General features: G+C 66.9%; 12 protein-coding genes. 8 read left to right on the top strand and 4 right to left on the bottom strand.

Annotation, left to right across the window (positions count from 1 at the left end; genetic code table 11):
* Window positions 1–25: 25 nt before the first annotated feature.
* From V3B48_RS16935 to V3B48_RS16920, 4 genes are all read right to left on the bottom strand, one after another.
* Window positions 26–316, bottom strand: coding sequence for a hypothetical protein (locus tag V3B48_RS16935; protein ID WP_019659952.1), 291 nt, complete (start codon window positions 314–316; stop codon window positions 26–28).
* Between the two features lie 121 nt (window positions 317–437).
* Window positions 438–1,274, bottom strand: a complete 837-nt coding sequence (locus V3B48_RS16930) for an OmpA family protein (protein WP_329894114.1) — start codon at window positions 1,272–1,274, stop codon at window positions 438–440.
* A 61-nt stretch (window positions 1,275–1,335) separates the two neighbouring features.
* Window positions 1,336–6,363, bottom strand: a complete 5,028-nt coding sequence (locus V3B48_RS16925) for a YadA-like family protein (RefSeq protein ID WP_329894113.1) — start codon at window positions 6,361–6,363, stop codon at window positions 1,336–1,338.
* A 235-nt stretch (window positions 6,364–6,598) separates the two neighbouring features.
* On the bottom strand, window positions 6,599–7,579 hold the full coding sequence (locus tag V3B48_RS16920; RefSeq protein ID WP_032128070.1) for a helix-turn-helix domain-containing protein: 981 nt from the start codon (window positions 7,577–7,579) through the stop codon (window positions 6,599–6,601).
* 686 nt (window positions 7,580–8,265) lie between these two features.
* Between V3B48_RS16920 and V3B48_RS16915 the strand changes: the two genes are divergently transcribed.
* The 8 genes from V3B48_RS16915 (at window position 8,266) to V3B48_RS16880 (ending at window position 15,592) form a co-directional block, all read left to right on the top strand.
* Window positions 8,266–8,472 (top strand): Flp family type IVb pilin, encoded by a 207-nt coding sequence (locus tag V3B48_RS16915; RefSeq protein ID WP_107432184.1) that lies wholly within the window; start codon window positions 8,266–8,268, stop codon window positions 8,470–8,472.
* Between the two features lie 86 nt (window positions 8,473–8,558).
* A complete protein-coding gene (locus tag V3B48_RS16910) occupies window positions 8,559–9,104 on the top strand; it encodes an A24 family peptidase (protein ID WP_032128071.1) in 546 nt (181 codons plus the stop codon).
* The gene (locus tag V3B48_RS16905; protein WP_049398481.1) at window positions 9,101–9,577 is read left to right on the top strand and encodes a TadE/TadG family type IV pilus assembly protein; all 477 of its coding nucleotides are present in this window, start codon (window positions 9,101–9,103) and stop codon (window positions 9,575–9,577) included. The genes V3B48_RS16910 and V3B48_RS16905 overlap by 4 nt, the downstream gene beginning before the upstream one ends.
* 23 nt (window positions 9,578–9,600) lie before the next feature.
* The gene (gene cpaB, locus V3B48_RS16900) at window positions 9,601–10,638 is read left to right on the top strand and encodes a Flp pilus assembly protein CpaB (protein WP_329894112.1); all 1,038 of its coding nucleotides are present in this window, start codon (window positions 9,601–9,603) and stop codon (window positions 10,636–10,638) included.
* An 18-nt stretch (window positions 10,639–10,656) separates the two neighbouring features.
* Window positions 10,657–12,015, top strand: a complete 1,359-nt coding sequence (locus V3B48_RS16895; protein WP_329894111.1) for a type II and III secretion system protein family protein — start codon at window positions 10,657–10,659, stop codon at window positions 12,013–12,015.
* A gap of 27 nt (window positions 12,016–12,042) precedes the next feature.
* Window positions 12,043–13,299 (top strand): fimbrial protein, encoded by a 1,257-nt coding sequence (locus V3B48_RS16890; RefSeq protein WP_032128075.1) that lies wholly within the window; start codon window positions 12,043–12,045, stop codon window positions 13,297–13,299.
* Window positions 13,284–14,633: a CpaF family protein gene (locus V3B48_RS16885; RefSeq protein ID WP_049398477.1), complete on the top strand. Its 1,350-nt coding sequence runs from the start codon at window positions 13,284–13,286 to the stop codon at window positions 14,631–14,633. The genes V3B48_RS16890 and V3B48_RS16885 overlap by 16 nt, the downstream gene beginning before the upstream one ends.
* 2 nt (window positions 14,634–14,635) lie before the next feature.
* On the top strand, window positions 14,636–15,592 hold the full coding sequence (locus V3B48_RS16880) for a type II secretion system F family protein (protein ID WP_032128077.1): 957 nt from the start codon (window positions 14,636–14,638) through the stop codon (window positions 15,590–15,592).
* The last annotated feature ends 24 nt before the right edge of the window (window positions 15,593–15,616 follow it).

The raw sequence follows: 15,616 nt of genomic DNA, 5'->3' as shown, positions 1-15,616 counted from the left end.
TAATCCCCTCCGTCCCCTTTTTCTACTACAGCGCCTCGCCGGCGTCCGCCAGGCGCGATTCAATCAGCGCATACCACTGCTGCAGCACGTCGATCAGCATGTCCAGCTCGGCGTCGGTGCGCTGTGCGCGCCCACTGCGCAGGCAGGCCTGGGCTTCCTGCAGCTGGGCGAGGAAGCCGGCCACGGTATCGGCCTGCAGGATCAACCCCGGCAGGCGCCGCCCCGGAATGCGCACCACCGCATGATTGCCGAGCTGGCCGTACACACTCAGTGTGGTTTCCGTCTTCATGGAAAGAGGCAGGAATTGGGCGTTCATCGCGTGCACCATGGAAAACCTGAGCCGCCGGCAGGCGTGGACAACGGGGGAGACGTGGCCACGTCCTGCCGGCGGTCAGGGGGGACTCGAGATACCGGGGCGTGGCCCCGGTGCGGGACTCTCAGCGCGGCTGGGCCATTCCGGCGATCTGCACGCGCCGGTTCGGCGCCAGGCAGGCGATCAGCTCGCGACGGTTGCGCTGCTCGCACTGCACGATCGGCTCGGCCGCGCCGCGTCCTTCGGCACTGATGCTGGCTGCAGCCACGCCGCCCTGCACAAGCGCGCTGCGCACGGCCTCGGCACGTCGCTGCGACAGGGCCTGGTTGTAGCTGGCATTGCCGATACGGTCGGTATACCCGGTCACCCGGATTGACTGCACCTGACTGGCCTCGCGCACCTGCGCCAGTACGCCCTGCACGGCCTGCTGGCCTTCGGCACTGAGCACCGCGCTGTCGAAACCGAACAGCGCATCGGCGGACAGGCGCAACGGCTGCTCCGGCAACGGCGCCGGTGCAGGCGGGGCCGGCGGCCGCGGCGGGTCCAGCACCGCCGCACATGATTCAGGCTTCCAGTAGCCACCCTGGGCGATGCCCTTGCTGTCGAATCGCACCTGGAACTGGCAGGTGAAGTACTCCGCGCCCTGCGCAGTGCGGAAGTTGAACAGGTAGTTCCACTCGCGCACGCCCCACATGCCCTCGTTGAAATGCGGCGTGCCCAGCAGCGTGTACAGCTGGCGCTTGCTCATGCCCGGCGCGAAACGGCGCAGGTCGGCGACGTCGGGATAGATGCCTTCCTTCAACGAGGCCTTCGAGGCCTCCGGGAACTGCACGGCGGTGGTTTCGGCAGGACCTTCGGCGGCCGGCGCATGGCTGCGGCAGGCGGCCAGCAGGCCCATTCCCAGGACCAGGCCCAGCACTGCGGCCGTCTGGCCGGTGCGGGCGATGCGATGCTGTTTCATGTCATTCCCCCTTTGGACGTTTCCGCGATGCCGGGCCGCGCGTGCGGCCCGGCGGCGGGGATCACCACTGGATGCCTGCACCGACGGCCACACCGGCCTCGCCACGGCTGTTGGTGGAGCCGCTGAACTTGTAGATCCAGCGCCCTCCTTCGGAGACACCGGAGATACCAACCGCCACGCCCGACTCGCCGTTGTAGCTGCCGGCGGCGACCGAGGCCATGCTGCGGCCCGCTTCGCTGGGCTGCGGCAGTGCTGCGGTGGCCATAGCCGAGGCGATACCGGCCGAGGCGCGGTTGTCGGTCTTGCGCAGGTCGCGCTCGAAGCCACCCATGCGCTCGTCGGTGTATGCCTTCGACCAGTCCAGGGTCTGCGCCATGCCCGACTTCAGCTGGTCGACGTTGACTGCGTCGGTACCGGCGGTGCCGGCGGCGACGTTACGCACCGTGGTCGGGCCGCTGTTGGTGCTGCCCAGCGTGACACTGTTGTAGTTGGTCGCGCCGTTCACCGTGGTGTCGTAACGGATCGTACCCTGCTGCGAGGCCTGCAGCTGGCGTACGTTGACCGCGTCGGTAGCCTGCGAACCGTCGGCCACGTTGACCACCTGGCGTTCGGCACCGGCGGCACCGACCGAGACCGTGTTGGCCCGGTTCGCCACCGAACCCGCACCCAGCGCCACCGAGTTGTCGGCCTGCGCCTGCGAGCCATTGCCCAGCGCGGTCGAGTTGGCACCGGCGGCGGTGGAGCCTGCGCCACCTGCGGCCGAGTTGGCACCGCTGGCGGACGGATCGGCCAGGTTGTTGGTGTTGTTGGCGCGGAAGCTGCCGGCCACGTTGGTGATGTTCTGGATCTTCTGGTCGGTGTACTTCTTCGATTCGTCGATGGCGTAGTTCACGCCGTTCTTCAGCTGGCCGACATTGGTTGCGTCGTACGTATCGGAACCGTCGGCGACATGGGTGATCTTGCGCTCGCTGCCGGTGCTGCCGACCGAAACCTCACCGGCCGAGTTGCTGGCGCCGGTCTGGCCATAGGCGCCGGTGTAGCCGCTCTGCGCACCGACGCTGGCCACCGACCCGGCACCCAGGGCGACGCTGTTGCCGGCACTGGCGCTGGCGCCGTTGCCGACCGCCACGCTGTTGGCACCGGCCGCACTGGCCTGCGGGCCGACCGCCACCGCTTCCGCACCGGCAGCCGTTGCAGGCGCTGCGGTCGAGTTCACTGCCAGGTAGGCACTGCCACCGCTGTTGTTGGTGATGCGTTGGTTGAGGACCTTCAGCGAGCCGTCCACCGCAGTGAAGGCGGCGGTGACATTGTTGTAGTCGCCGCTGGTAAAGGTGCCGTCGGTGGCGATGCTGGAGATGCTGAACTTCGGCGCGGTCCACACGTTGGTGGTGCCGTTGTACGCGGTGGTGCCACCGAAGTAGTTGGCGATGGTGCTGTTCGTGCTGAACAGCTGGTCGCCGGTGATGGCATCACTGCTGCCGGCCAGGATGCTGCCGGCGGCGACGTTGGTGATCTTCACCGCGCCGGTGCCGGTACCCGTCAGCGTCACGCTGTTGAGCACGTTGCCACTGCCATCGACGTCGTACTTCACGGCCAGCTTGTCGATCTCATCGGTCTGGTCGGCAACGTTGGCCAGCGAGTTGCTGACCGCATCGAAGGCAGTACCGACGTCGTTGTAGCTGCCCTTGGTCACGGTGCCGTTGGCGGCGACGTTGTTGATCGAGTAGGTCGGTGCGGTCAGCACGCCGCTGGCGTTGACCGCCGCGCCACCACCGAGGTGGGTTGCCACGGCCTGGTTGGCCGCAAACAGCTGGGCACCGTTGATGGCCTCGCTGCTGGTGGCACTGACCTGGCCCGGGCCGAGATTACGCAGCGTGGTGGCCGTGCCGGTCTGGCCGAGCGTGGCACTGGCGTAGTTGACGCTGCCATCGCCATTGAGGTCATAGCGCAGTGCCCCCTGTTCCGACGCCTGCAGCTGGCCGACATTGACCGCATCGGTGGCGGCGGTACCCGCAGCCAGGTTGGTGACCTGACGCTCGGCACCGGCGGCACCGATGGACACGCTGTTGGCACGGTCAGCCAGGCTGCCGGCACCCACCGCGATGCTGTTGGCGGCGGTGGCGCGGGCGTTGGTACCGACCGCGATCGAGTCGGCGCCGCTGGCCAGTGCCTCGGTACCGGTCGAGTTCACCCGCAGATACTTGGTGCCACCGTTGCGGATGTCGGTGATCTGCGTGTTGAGATTGACCAGCGAACCATCGACCGCGGCGAAGGCATCGGTGGCGTTCTCATACAGACCCTTGGCGATCGCACCGCCGGTGGAGATGGTGCTGATCTCGAACAGTGGTGCGGTGAAGGCACCGCTGGCCGGATCGAAGGCTGCGCGACCGCCGAAGAAGCTGGCGATGGCCGCATTGGTCGCCGCCAACTGGCCGCCATTGACCGCTTCCAGGCTGCCGGCGGTGACCGCACCGCCGGCCAGGTTGCCGATGGTGGTAGTGCCGGTGCCCGCACCGAGCGTGACGCGGCGATAGTTCGGATTACCGGCACCGTCCAGATCGTAGGTCACCGCAGCGGCCGCCACATCATCGATCAGGCTGATGGCACCCTTCAGCTGGGCCACGTTGACCGCATCGGTATTGACACTACCGGCGGCCACGTTGGTGATCTGGCGCTCGCCGCCACCGGCGGTACCCACCGACACTTCACCGGCCGAGACCTGCGGCGCAGTGAGGCCATAGGCGCTGTAGCTGGCCTGGGCACCGCGCAGCGCGGCCGAACGGTAGCCCAGTGCAACCGAATTGGCCTGGTTGGAGGTCGCCTCGGCACCGAGCAGGGTCTGCCCGTTGGCCGTGCCCACCGCGCTGTCGCCGACGATCACCGAATGACCCATGCGTGCGGCGTAGTCCGCGGTCGGCACGCCGGTCGGGTTGCTCGGGTCATTGGTGCCTGCACCCGGGAAGGCCACGTTGGCATCGACCTTCGGCAGTTCGTGGCGGGCATTGGCGCCGATCACCACTTCCTTAGAACCGTTGGCAAAGGCGCCGTCACCCATCAGCACCTGGTAGTCCTGCGCCGCATTGACTGCCCAGCAGGAGATGTCGGCGAGGACGATATCCAGGCACTTGGCCGCCCATGCCGGCGAATCCTTCGGCAGCAGCAGCCCGAGCAGGCCGCCCGGATTGCCGTTGTTGATGTTGTAGATGTAGCTGTCGGAGGTGACACCGCCGATCAGGGTCAGGTGCGAGCTGCCGCCGGTGACGGCGCCGCCCAGGCCATTGAGGGTGCTGCCGACCGGCGACAGGTTGACCACCGGCAGGCCTAGCACATTGACCGTCGAGTAGGTCTGCATCACGTTGGCGTTGCTGAGCTTGAGGTTGCCGTTGCTCAGGTAGCCGTTGCCACCGAACAGGCTGGTGGTGGTCGGGCCGATCAGCTGCCCGACATTGCCGACCAGGCCACCGGTGCCGATGATCAGGCCCGCGTTCGGATCGGCCGGAGCCGGCGCCTTCGGGCTGGTCGGCGGGATCGCCGAGGGCTTGGTCAGGCCGAGACCGCCGAGGGTGCCGCCGACCAGGCCGCCTACGGCACTGCCGAGATTGCCGATGGTGCCGTTGAGGTTTCCATTGAGCAGGTTGCCGACGGCGCCGCCGACATTGCCAAGCGTATCGCCCAGCAGGCCACCGAGGCCGCCGGTGCTGCCACCTGTAGCGCCATTGAGTACACCGCCGACGGTGCTGCCCACCGCACCCACTGTATTGTTGAGCGTGCCGCCCACGGCGCCACCAACTGCACCCACCGTGCCAACCGCACCATTGAGTGCGCCGCCGACGGTGCTGCCGACCGAACCGACCGTGCCGTTGAGCGCACCACCGACGGTTCCGCCGACTGCACCAACCGTGCCAACTGCACCGTTGAGTGCGCCGCCGACGGTGCTGCCGACCGAACCGACCGTGCCGTTGAGTGCACCACCCACAGTGCCGCCGACTGCACCAACCGTGCCAACGGCGCCATTGAGCGTGCTGCCCACTGCTCCGCCCACCGCACCAACCGTGTTGCCGACGGTGCCATCAAGCACGCCACCCACGGCGCCACCTGCCGCACCGACAACGCCGCCCACCAGGCCACCCACGCCCAGTGCGCTGTTCTGCGCTGCCACAGTCGCTTGGCCGGCCAGCTTCAGATTGCGGTCGGCCACGACTTCCTGGCCATCGGGCGCCTGCACGCGCACTTTGCCGGCAACACCGGTATCGAAAGCTGCGGTGATCGCACGATCATGGGTCTCGCCCGGCAGCTCCTCCTTTGCCGGCAACGTGACCGCCGCCGTCGCCTTGACCTGCCCCTGACCATCGATCTGGTGGCCCGCCAGCTTCAGCTGCGAATCCACCTTGCCGTCAACGGACGCCTTGAGGCCGGACAGCGAGCCAGCGGATGCGCCAGCAACAGCGGCGGCCGCCTTGGCACCGGTATCGATCGAGGCCACCTGGGCACCGGCGATGCCAACCCTGGCCTTCGCCTGCGCATCCGCAGCCACACCGAGCGGCGCATGCGCGGACGGCGCAACGTTGGCCGCCAGTGAGGCATCAATCTTCGCCACATTGGACGCTGCGTGCCCCAGCCCGACATTGGCGCGAACATCGGCGGCCAGTGCAGGAACCGCGACCTGCTTCGGCGCGGCGTTCGCCGCCAGCTTCACCTGTACGGTCGCCGGCAGCACGTCGCGCACGATCGGCAGCGAGGTCGTACTCAGCTGCAGGCCCACACGCGCGTCCGCGCTGATCGCCGGACTGCTCTGCGCCTGGCGCGATGCCGCGGCCAGCGCGACTTCTGCGTCGACCTTGACCGGCATCGGCTGCGCGTACTTCGCGGCCAGTGCCTGCAGATCACGCAGCGACTGATTGGATTCGGATGCTCCTGCATGCCCGCTGGCCAGCGCACACAGCAGGGCCAGGGCCAGTGCGGTCGGCATCAGCAGGACACTGCGCGGATCGCGGGCGGCGCTGCCGCCGCTATCGCCGGTGGCCAGTTCCGAGGCCACAACCAGAGCATTGAGCTGGCGGTTCCATACACGCCGGTAGATGCGGTTCATGAGCATTTCCCCCGTAGGCGAACAACTGGAATGTCAGTGGACTTGCCGTTAGGCAGGTGACTGACATTTCAGCGTTTGCAACGGCGGCTGCGCACTTCATTCCGGCACGGCAATCGCGCATTCCGGCAAATCCACGGTCGGAATCGGCAGCCGGTTATGCAGAAGCGGCAACCATATCGGCAAGCGGATATGCAATTCCGGCAGGAACCGCCGGGAAACCCTTATGGGGTCTGGATCAGGCGGGCTGGCCGATCTGCGCGGGTGCGCGCATCAGCGTGTCACGCGGCAGTTCACCGAAGACCTTGCGGTAGTTGTCGGCGAAACGCGACAGGTCCCACAGGCCACAACTGAGGGCGATGGCCTTGACCGAACGGCGGCTGGAATCGGCCATCGACAGGCTGCGGCAGGCTGCGCACAGGCGCAGCATCGACAGGTAACGATTGGGCGACGTACCGAACAGGTCCTCGAACGCATAGCGCAGCCCACGCTCACTGACACCGGCAGCGTCGCAGATCTCATTCATGTAGATATTGCGACGCAGGTTGAGGCGCATGAAGTTTTCCGCCCGCTGTGCGATCAGATAATGCGTGCGCCGCGCACGGCTGCAACCCGGGCGTTCGGCGGAACCCGCACCCAGCAGTGCCTGCACGTGTTCGTGCAGCAGCCGCTCGGTTTCTTCCGGCTGCAGGCCCGTGCCCTGGCCCAGTTGCAGGTGCAGCTGCTGGTAATGCTGTGCCAGCGGGGCGGCCTCGCTGGCGAGATTGAACAGTGAAAGCGCCTGTCCGGCCGGCGGCGTGCTGCGCAGGCTCAGTTCGGTCAGCTTGCGTTGCACCCGTGCCACCGGCACCAGCATCAGGGTCATGTGCGTGCCCGGGCTCAGGGTGAACTCGCTGATGCCCTCGGGCATCACGGTCAGCGCCATCCCAGGGGCAAGCGGTACGCCATGGCACCAGCTCAGGGTTTCATCGGTCGCATGCAGATACCCCAGCATCGCCCAGTCCGGCGGCAGCATGAAACGTCCACGGCAATGGAATCCACAGCTGATGCTGCAGAACAACGCCTCCTCGTGCACGCGTGACGCGAAGGCCGCCCGCGGCCCATTGCCATCGAGCAGAAGCAGTTCGACATCACATACACGAAGCACGCCGCTCAGCGTCGCCAGGTCGATCGACCGCAGGCCGCTGTCGTCGCTGTCTCCTACCCCACCATCGACCATGACAGTGTCGTCCCCCCGATTATCCGCCGTGCGGTACGGCCCCCACTGCCTGACAGGGCGCGCACCTCTCATGGAATCTCTTCCATCACCGGGATGCGCGCCGCCAAGGTGCGCACCCCAAAAGAAACGCGAGTACTTGAATGCGAGTATGCCCGATAATTCAACGGGGTAAACATCTGCACCGCGTTGAATAAGATGGATACAGAGGTGAAAATCAGATTGTCGTGTTTGGCACAGTTTTCGCATGCGACCTGAAGCCTGCCTCACATTATCTGCACGTCGATGAATCGTTGTGCGGGCGAACGGATTTCCGTCACAGAACCCGGCTTGAAAATTAAGGAGCAATGGGATTCTGCCGAATTTGCATATAGGTTCCGGTTGCAGCCGGCCGCCATTCAGGCAAAGTCGATAACACGGTGATCCGGTCTTTGATAATGACCGCACCCAGGGGGACAGCATGACCATGCACGTATCGCTCGACACGTCGACCACCGGCCCCGCGCCGCGCGGTCGCGGTTGCGCGAACGGCGTCCTGCCTGGAAACGATCACCCTGCTTGAGCACAGCGGGTCCATCCCGCCGTGCCTCCTCCGCCAGGACGTGCGGAGGTCCACGGACGATCCCGGCGGAGCCGGGCCACCGCCCAACAGGTGTCCTGTAGCAGACAGGTAGAGGGAGACAAACGTCATGAACGCATCGATCCGCAAGTTCCTGAAGGAAGAAGATGGCGTCACCGCACTCGAGTACGGCCTGCTGGCGGCTGTGATTGCCGGCATCCTGATCGCGGTCGGCAATGCGCAGATCAAGTCCTTCTTCGAGACCTTGTTCACCAATCTCTCCGCATTGGCCACCAAGGCCTCCGGTAGTGCAACACCGCCTGCCGGCGGGAACTGACCGGGACCGCGCAGCCGTCGGCTGCGCTTGCGGCTCATTGCAGAAGGCGGCGGCTGACCGTCCACTGACGGACAATGGAGGGTGCGATGACACTGCTGGGATTGCTGGCCATCGGTGTGTGCCTGCGGATCGCGATCAGCGATCTGTACGCCCGTCGGGTGCCCAACGCCTGGCTGCTGTCTGCATGCGCGATCACCGTTGTCGTGCTCATCGCCGGACAGTTCAACGCGCCGCGCCTGCCGTGGGCTTCCCACGTTGCCGGCGCGGCGCTCGGCCTGGTCGCATTGCTGCCTTTCCATGCAGTGCGCTGGATGGGCGCCGGTGATGTCAAATTCTTTTCGGTACTGGGATTGATGCTGGGCTGGCAGGCACTGCTGCCGATCTGGATCGCGGCCAGCCTGGCAGCGGGCGCACATGCCGCACTGGTGCTGGTATCGCGACGGTTGGGTCCAGTACTGCCCATCGGCCTTCAAGCCCATATGCATCGGGCAAGTTCGCAATGGCATTCGCACCCGGCGCTGCGCGGGATGCAGAGCGCCCGCCAGGGACGCCAAGGCATTCCCTACGCCGCCTACCTGGCGGTATCCGCCATCGCCTGGGTCCTGATCAGCACGTACGGAGGTGTGGCATGAACATCCACAACCGACGCCGGCAACGTGGCGCGGCCAGCATCGAGTTCGCGCTGATGTTGATGCTGGGCCTGCTGCCGCTGCTGCTGTTCACGTTCTCCGGCGTAATGATCATGGCGGCCCAGCAGACGTTGGCAACCGCCTCGGCCGAGGGTGCACGTGCATCGCTGCGCTATGGCAGCGCCAACGAACGCCGTACTGCCGCCTGCGTTGCGGCGCGTAGTTCGATGCAGTGGCTGCTGAACTTCTCGGGTCAGCCGGTCGATTGCAGCAATGGCGGAAACAACGCCATTCTGGTTTCCGCGCAGGCCCCCTGCGCCGGACTGGCCAGCGCCCAGTGCATGACCGTGACGGTCAGCTACGACTACGCAAGCCATCCCTTCCTGCCCGGCACCGCCACGCTTTACAAGTGGGTGATGCGGGCTCCCATCCGCAGCGTCGCGGTCGCTCAGCTCGACCTCGGCAGCGGCAACTGACGTTCGGTACAGGAGACGGTTCCATGCTCAAGTTGACCCGCATTGCTGCCGTCGCCCTGATCGGGCTGGCCGTGCTGCTGGCGGTGATCGCCTTGATGATCGGGCGCAAGCAGGCCGCACCGGCAACGGTTGCCCCGATGACGCAGAGCGAAGCCCAGGCGATCACCGTGGTGGAAGCGGTGGCGCGACTGCCGGCCGGCGAACCGATCTCTGCCAACGGACTGCGTCTCGCACAGCGCAGCGCCCCGGTTGCCGGTGCCGCCACCAGCATTTCCGCCGTGGTCGGAAAGGTGCCGGTGCAGGACATCGCCGAAGGCACGGCGATCAGCAGCAACGCACTCGCGCAGGGATTCTCGCTGCAGCTGCGCCCCGGGGAACGCGCACTGGCGGTCCCGGTCGACGAGCTGGTGGGGGCCGGCAACCGCATCCTGCCCGGTGATTTCGTCGACGTGTTCCTCAACCTGCGCAATGCCCAATCCACTGCCGGCGGCCCGGCCGACGCAGCACAGACGCGCCTGCTGCTGTCGCGCCTGCGCGTGCTCAGCTATGGCCAGCAGGACATCGCCCCGGCCAACCATGACGCTGTTGCCAGCAACGAGGCCGATGGCCGCAACGATCCACGCGCCGCCGACATCACCGGAAGCAGCAGCACCCAGAGCACGGGCAGCGGGACCGCCCAGCCGGCACGCAGCGCGGTACTGGCGGTGCCGGTGGCCGATGCCAACCGGCTGCTGCTGGGTGCGCAGCAGGGCAAGCTGTTCCTCGCCCTGCGCAACCCTGCCGATTCCGGCCAGCCCGATCTGGCGCTGTTCCCGCAGGCACGCGGGGTGATTGATCCCCTGCGTGGCCTGGATGCGGAACAGCAGCTTGCGCTGCAGCGGCCAGAGAATCACGCCTTCGCCGGCATCGACGGCGATGCATTGGCCGGCCGCAGCAACGCGCCCGCGCGCAGCACCCAGGATGCCCCGGCACGCGTACCCGCACCACGGCGCAGCGCCCCACGCGCATCGGGCATCGAAATCATCCGAGGTGACAGCTCCGCCCCCCGTGGTTCCCTTTGACCTGCATCGAGCGCATCCATGACCGAACGTCGCCGCAGTCCACGCCCTTCCCCCCGCCAGCGCTGGCTGGCCCTGCTGCTGGTGCTGCTGGCACCGGCGACAAGCGTGGCCGCCGACGACCTGGTGCTGCAGGCGCGTGAGCAGCGCCCCTGGACCCTGCCGGGTGATCTGGAGCGGGTCGCCATTGCCGATCCGGGCGTGGCCGATATCGTGATGCTGCGCGGCCAGCGCCAGGCCCTGCTGGTCGGCAAGGCGCCGGGCACCACCACGCTCCTGCTCTGGCACCGCAAGCAGACCGAACCACAGCGCCTGCAGGTGCGGGTACAAAGTGCGGTGCAGGGTGCGGCCGACGCCGGCGCGAACGGGCTGGTATTCACCCAGCAGGACAATCAGGGCCTGCTGAAGGGAAGCACCAAGAGCGTGCTGTCGCACATGCAGGAGCAGAAGGCTGCCGCCATGGCCCTGGGCAAGGATGGCCTGCTTGCCGACGCATCCACGGTGAGCAGCGGCGGCGTGGTCCAGGTCGAGGTCAAGGTGGTCGAGTTCAACAAGACCGCACTGAAGCAGATCGGCATCAGCTTCCAGAACCGCAATGGCAACTTCGCCTACGGCTTCGCCCGCCCGGGCGGCCAGCTGCCGGGCAATACCGGCATCCTGCCCGGCATGAAGGAAGGCAACTCCGGCAACGAAGCCGAATCGCCCATTTCTTCGGCCTTCCGCCTGGTGTTCGGCTCGACCAAGGGCCTGTGGAATGCCGACGTCGACCTGCTGCAGAGCAATGGCATGGCGCGTGTGCTGGCCGAACCGACACTGGTCGCGCTGTCCGGGCAGAGCGCCAGTTTCCTGGCCGGCGGCGAGCTGCCGATCCTGGAACCGCAGGGACTGGGCACCACCACCATCACCTACAAGCCCTTCGGCATCGGCCTGACCGTGACACCGACGGTACTGGCACCGAACCGCATCGCCCTCAAAGTCGCACCGGAAGCCAGCGACCTGGACTACAGCAACGCCATCGCGCTCAACGGCGTGCAGATTCCCTCCATCACCACCCGCCGCGCCGATACCACGGTCGAACTGGGCGATGGCGAGAGCTTCGTGATCGGTGGCCTGGTCAGTTCCAACGTGGTTTCCAGCGTCGGCAAGATCCCGCTGCTGGGTGACCTGCCGATCATCGGCTCGTTCTTCCGCAACTTCGACTACAAGCGCCAGGACAAGGAACTGGTGATCATCGTCACGCCACGCCTGGTGAAGCCGTTGGCACGCAACACCGAGCTGCCGCTGCCCGGCGACCGCGAGGCCAAGCCGCACATGCCCGAATGGGGCGCCTGGCTGCTGGGTCCTATCAGCCAGGACCCGGTGCCCGGCTTCTCACGCTGATTCCATGATGCCTGCGATACCACGCCCATGCCCTACGCCACTGCCCAGCCGCTGCATCCGCAAGGACCGCCGATGAACCTGGTCCTGTACGGAATGGATCGCGAACTGCTGCCCCGGCTGGCGGCGAAACTGCCGCCAACCACCACCCTGCACTGGCAGGACAGCAGCACCCCGACCTCCGCCCAGGACCTGCAACGCGGGCCGCAGAGCCTTGTGCTGCTCGACTTCCGCCCGGAACATGCGGCCGCCTCCAGCGTGCTGGCGCAGCAACTGCAGCAGACCGAGCCGGATCTGGCATTGGTCGCGGTCGGTGCCACCAGTGCCGGCCAGGTGGAAGGCGTTGTCATCGCATTGCGGGCAGGCCTGCGTGATGTGCTGGACCTGGACAGCGACAACGTCGGCATCGAGGCCGCGCTGCGTCGCGCCCTGTCACCACGACCGGCCGCCGCCGCGCAGCAGGCGCACAAGGCCCGCCTGATCGTCCTGCTGGGCGTGCGCGCCGGGGTCGGCACCAGTACGCTGGCCGCGCATCTTTCGGTGCTGGCACAGCAGACCCGTGCACTGGCACAGGGCGAGGCACTGCAGCAGGATGGCCTGCTGATGGAGCTGGCCCAGCCTTCGGGCGACCTCGCCCTGTACCTCAACCTGGACAGCCGCTTCCACTACGAAGACGCGCTGCGCAACGCCAGTCGCATCGACGCCACCCTCGCCCGTACGGCCATGGCCCGTCACGATTCCGGGCTGGTGCTGCTGGACCGCGCCAGCGGCAGCGATGCGGTACCGCCGTCCGATCCGGGTGCGCTGCTGCAGCGCCTGCGCACCGTGTTCGCCAGCGTGCTGTGTGATGCCGGTGGCTGCCCGCTGCGTCAGCTGCCGCCGCTGCTGCTGGACCAGGCCGACGAGATCTGGCTGGTCACCGATGCCTCCATTGCCACGCTGGTGTCGCTCGACCAGGCACTGAAGCATCTTGCCGGCCAGCGCGAACGCGAGAAGCGCCTGCAGCTGGTGATCAACCGCCACGATGACAGCAGCGGCATGAGCCCGGAGCAGATCGCGCGCCGCTTCGAGGTTCCCCTGCTGGCCACGCTTCCCGAACGACCGCGCGTGCGCCTGGCTGCCAGCCAGGGTCACCTGCTGCTGCAGGATGCGCCGCGCGACCCCTACCTGCGTGCCCTCGCCCCGCTGGTTTCGCGCCTGGATCCGGCTGCCTGCCCGGTCCAGGCGCAGGGCCTGCGGGAAAGACTCTCCCTTGCCCTGGGTGGATCGCAATGGAAGACAAGGTAACCCCGTTCCCGCATGCCGTTGCCCGGCCGGTGCTGCCCGAAAGCTCGCCGGGCCATCAGCCGTTCGCGCAGACCGAGCAGTACCAGAAGGTGCTGTCGGCCGCGCATGAGCACCTGCTCAACAGCATCGAGGACGAGCGCATCGACATCGATTCCTGGGCCCCCGACACCATCGCCCGCTGGGTGCAGGTGCAGACGGTTGGATTCATCCAGGAATGGCGCATCCCGATCAACGAAGAGGAGATGCAGGTGGTTGCCGACGGCCTGGTCAAGGAGCTGACCGGCTTCGGCCCGCTGGACGACCTGCTGCACGACCCGTCCATCGAAGACATCCTGATCAACGGTTTCAAGGATGTGCACGTGTCCCAGGGCGGCCAGCTCAAGCGGGCCACCCAGCGCTTCACCGACGATACGCATCTGCTGCGCATCCTGCGCCGCATCCTCGCCCCGCTTGGGCGCCGCCTGGATGACTCCAATCCGATGGTCGATGCGCGCCTGCCCAACGGCGGCCGTCTCAACGCGATCATCTCGCCACTGGCGGTGGATGGACCGATGGTGTCCATCCGCAAGTTCCGCAAGGACCCGTTCACCCCCGATGAACTGCTGGCCAAGGGCACCTTCGATGCGCCGATGCAGGCCTTGCTGAAGGCGATGGTACTGGGTCGCTGCAACATCCTGGTGTCCGGCGGCACCAGCTCGGGCAAGACCTCGCTGCTGAACGCCCTGGCCAGCTACGTCCCCGCGAACGAGCGCGTGATCACCGTCGAAGACACCGCCGAGCTCTCGCTCAACCACCCGCATGTAGTTCGCCTGGAAAGCCGTATCGGCGGCGCCGAAGGGCATGGTGCGGTCAGCATCCGCGATCTGGTCCGCAACAGCCTGCGCATGCGCCCCGACCGCATCGTCGTCGGCGAGGTGCGCGGTGCCGAGGTGCTGGAAATGCTGCAGGCGATGAACACCGGCCACGATGGCTCGATGGCCACCATCCACGCCAATTCGCCCCGCGACTGCCTGTACCGGATCGAGATGCTGGCCGGCTTTGCTGGCTTCCAGGGCAGCGAGGACAGCCTGCGCCGGCAGATCGCCAGTGCCATCGACTTCATCGTGCAGATCTCGCGCCTGGGCAGCGGCCGCCGCGTGCTGGTCTCGATCACCGAGATCACCGGGGTCAGCGACAACCTGATCACCACCCAGGAAATGTTCCGCCACGAGCTGCAGATCGACGGTAACGGCAAAGAGATCGATCGCTGGGTCGGGCTGGGCTTCCATCCGCACTCGCACAAGCTGGAGCCGTTCCGCCAGCAGCTGCGCGAATCGCTCTACGGAGACTTCTGAGCATGGGAACCGGCGCGCTGCTGGGCATGCTGAGCATCATCGCGGTGCTGCTGGCGCTGGCAGCCTGGCTGTGGGGCACGGCCAGCAGCCGTGAGCAACGCCAGGTTTCAATGCGGCACGCCGAGCAGCAGCTTTCGCGCGGAAGCGCCACGGGCGGAGCACCCGCCGGGCCGTCCGTCACCGCTGCCAACGACCCGGCGCGGCCCGCCAGCGCCGGGCGCCGCGTGCTGCCGCTGGATGGCCTGCTGCAGCGCGCAGGGCTGCAGACCGGCTGGAAAATTCCCATCATGCTGCTGGTACCGGGGCTGGTACTGTCGGTGGTGGCGATGCTGCGGCTGGGCACCGCATGGATGTTTCCGCTGACCCTGCTGCTGTACCTGCTTGGCTGCTGGCTGTGGGTGATGCGGCGGACCACCAAGCTGCGTGCGCAACTGCTGCATCAGCTGCCGGACTTCCTCGACAACCTGGTGCGGCTGACCGCACTGGGCAACAGCCTGCAGGCCGCGTTCCAGGTTGCGTCGATGCAGACGAGCGCGCCGTTGCGCGGGCTGCTGGACACCACGGTGCGCTTTGCACGCAGTGGCATGGAGCTGGACCGTGCACTCGCACAGGCCTCGCATCCCTATCGCATGGATGTGCTGAAGGTGTTGTCGGTGGTGATCGGTGTCAGCGTGCGCATCGGCGGGCGCTCCGACCAGATCCTGCAGCGCATGGGCGATTTCATGCGCGATCTGGAACAGGCCCAGCAGGAGCTTGCAGCCACCACCTCGGAGACGCGGATGTCAGCGTGGGTGCTGGGCCTGTTGCCACCGGCCTGCGCGGTACTGATGGCGATCACCAGCCCGGACTTCTTCCAGCCGGTGCTGCACGATCCGCTCGGCCACAAGATCCTGCTGCTTGCACTGGGCATGGAACTTGTCGGTGGCTTCCTGCTGTATCGCCTGGCCAAGTCGCTATGAACCCCCTTCGCCCCGCCGGAGACA

The organism is Stenotrophomonas sp. SMYL20 (genome assembly GCF_036320045.1).
Taxonomy (GTDB): Bacteria; Pseudomonadota; Gammaproteobacteria; order Xanthomonadales; family Xanthomonadaceae; genus Stenotrophomonas; species Stenotrophomonas maltophilia_A.
The sequence above is the reverse complement of the archived record's forward strand: the minus strand, read 5'-3'. Positions and strand labels throughout refer to the sequence as shown.

Excerpts from the sequence above, each read along its gene's own strand:
- V3B48_RS16935 (WP_019659952.1), bottom strand. The coding sequence starts at position 316 with ATGAACGCCCAATTCCTGCCTCTTTCCATGAAGACGGAAACCACACTG.
- V3B48_RS16930 (WP_329894114.1), bottom strand. The coding sequence starts at position 1,274 with ATGAAACAGCATCGCATCGCCCGCACCGGCCAGACGGCCGCAGTGCTG.
- V3B48_RS16925 (WP_329894113.1), bottom strand. The coding sequence starts at position 6,363 with ATGAACCGCATCTACCGGCGTGTATGGAACCGCCAGCTCAATGCTCTG.
- V3B48_RS16920 (WP_032128070.1), bottom strand. The coding sequence starts at position 7,579 with ATGGTCGATGGTGGGGTAGGAGACAGCGACGACAGCGGCCTGCGGTCG.
- V3B48_RS16915 (WP_107432184.1), top strand. The coding sequence starts at position 8,266 with ATGAACGCATCGATCCGCAAGTTCCTGAAGGAAGAAGATGGCGTCACC.
- V3B48_RS16910 (WP_032128071.1), top strand. The coding sequence starts at position 8,559 with ATGACACTGCTGGGATTGCTGGCCATCGGTGTGTGCCTGCGGATCGCG.
- V3B48_RS16905 (WP_049398481.1), top strand. The coding sequence starts at position 9,101 with ATGAACATCCACAACCGACGCCGGCAACGTGGCGCGGCCAGCATCGAG.
- cpaB (WP_329894112.1), top strand. The coding sequence starts at position 9,601 with ATGCTCAAGTTGACCCGCATTGCTGCCGTCGCCCTGATCGGGCTGGCC.
- V3B48_RS16895 (WP_329894111.1), top strand. The coding sequence starts at position 10,657 with ATGACCGAACGTCGCCGCAGTCCACGCCCTTCCCCCCGCCAGCGCTGG.
- V3B48_RS16890 (WP_032128075.1), top strand. The coding sequence starts at position 12,043 with ATGCCCTACGCCACTGCCCAGCCGCTGCATCCGCAAGGACCGCCGATG.
- V3B48_RS16885 (WP_049398477.1), top strand. The coding sequence starts at position 13,284 with ATGGAAGACAAGGTAACCCCGTTCCCGCATGCCGTTGCCCGGCCGGTG.
- V3B48_RS16880 (WP_032128077.1), top strand. The coding sequence starts at position 14,636 with ATGGGAACCGGCGCGCTGCTGGGCATGCTGAGCATCATCGCGGTGCTG.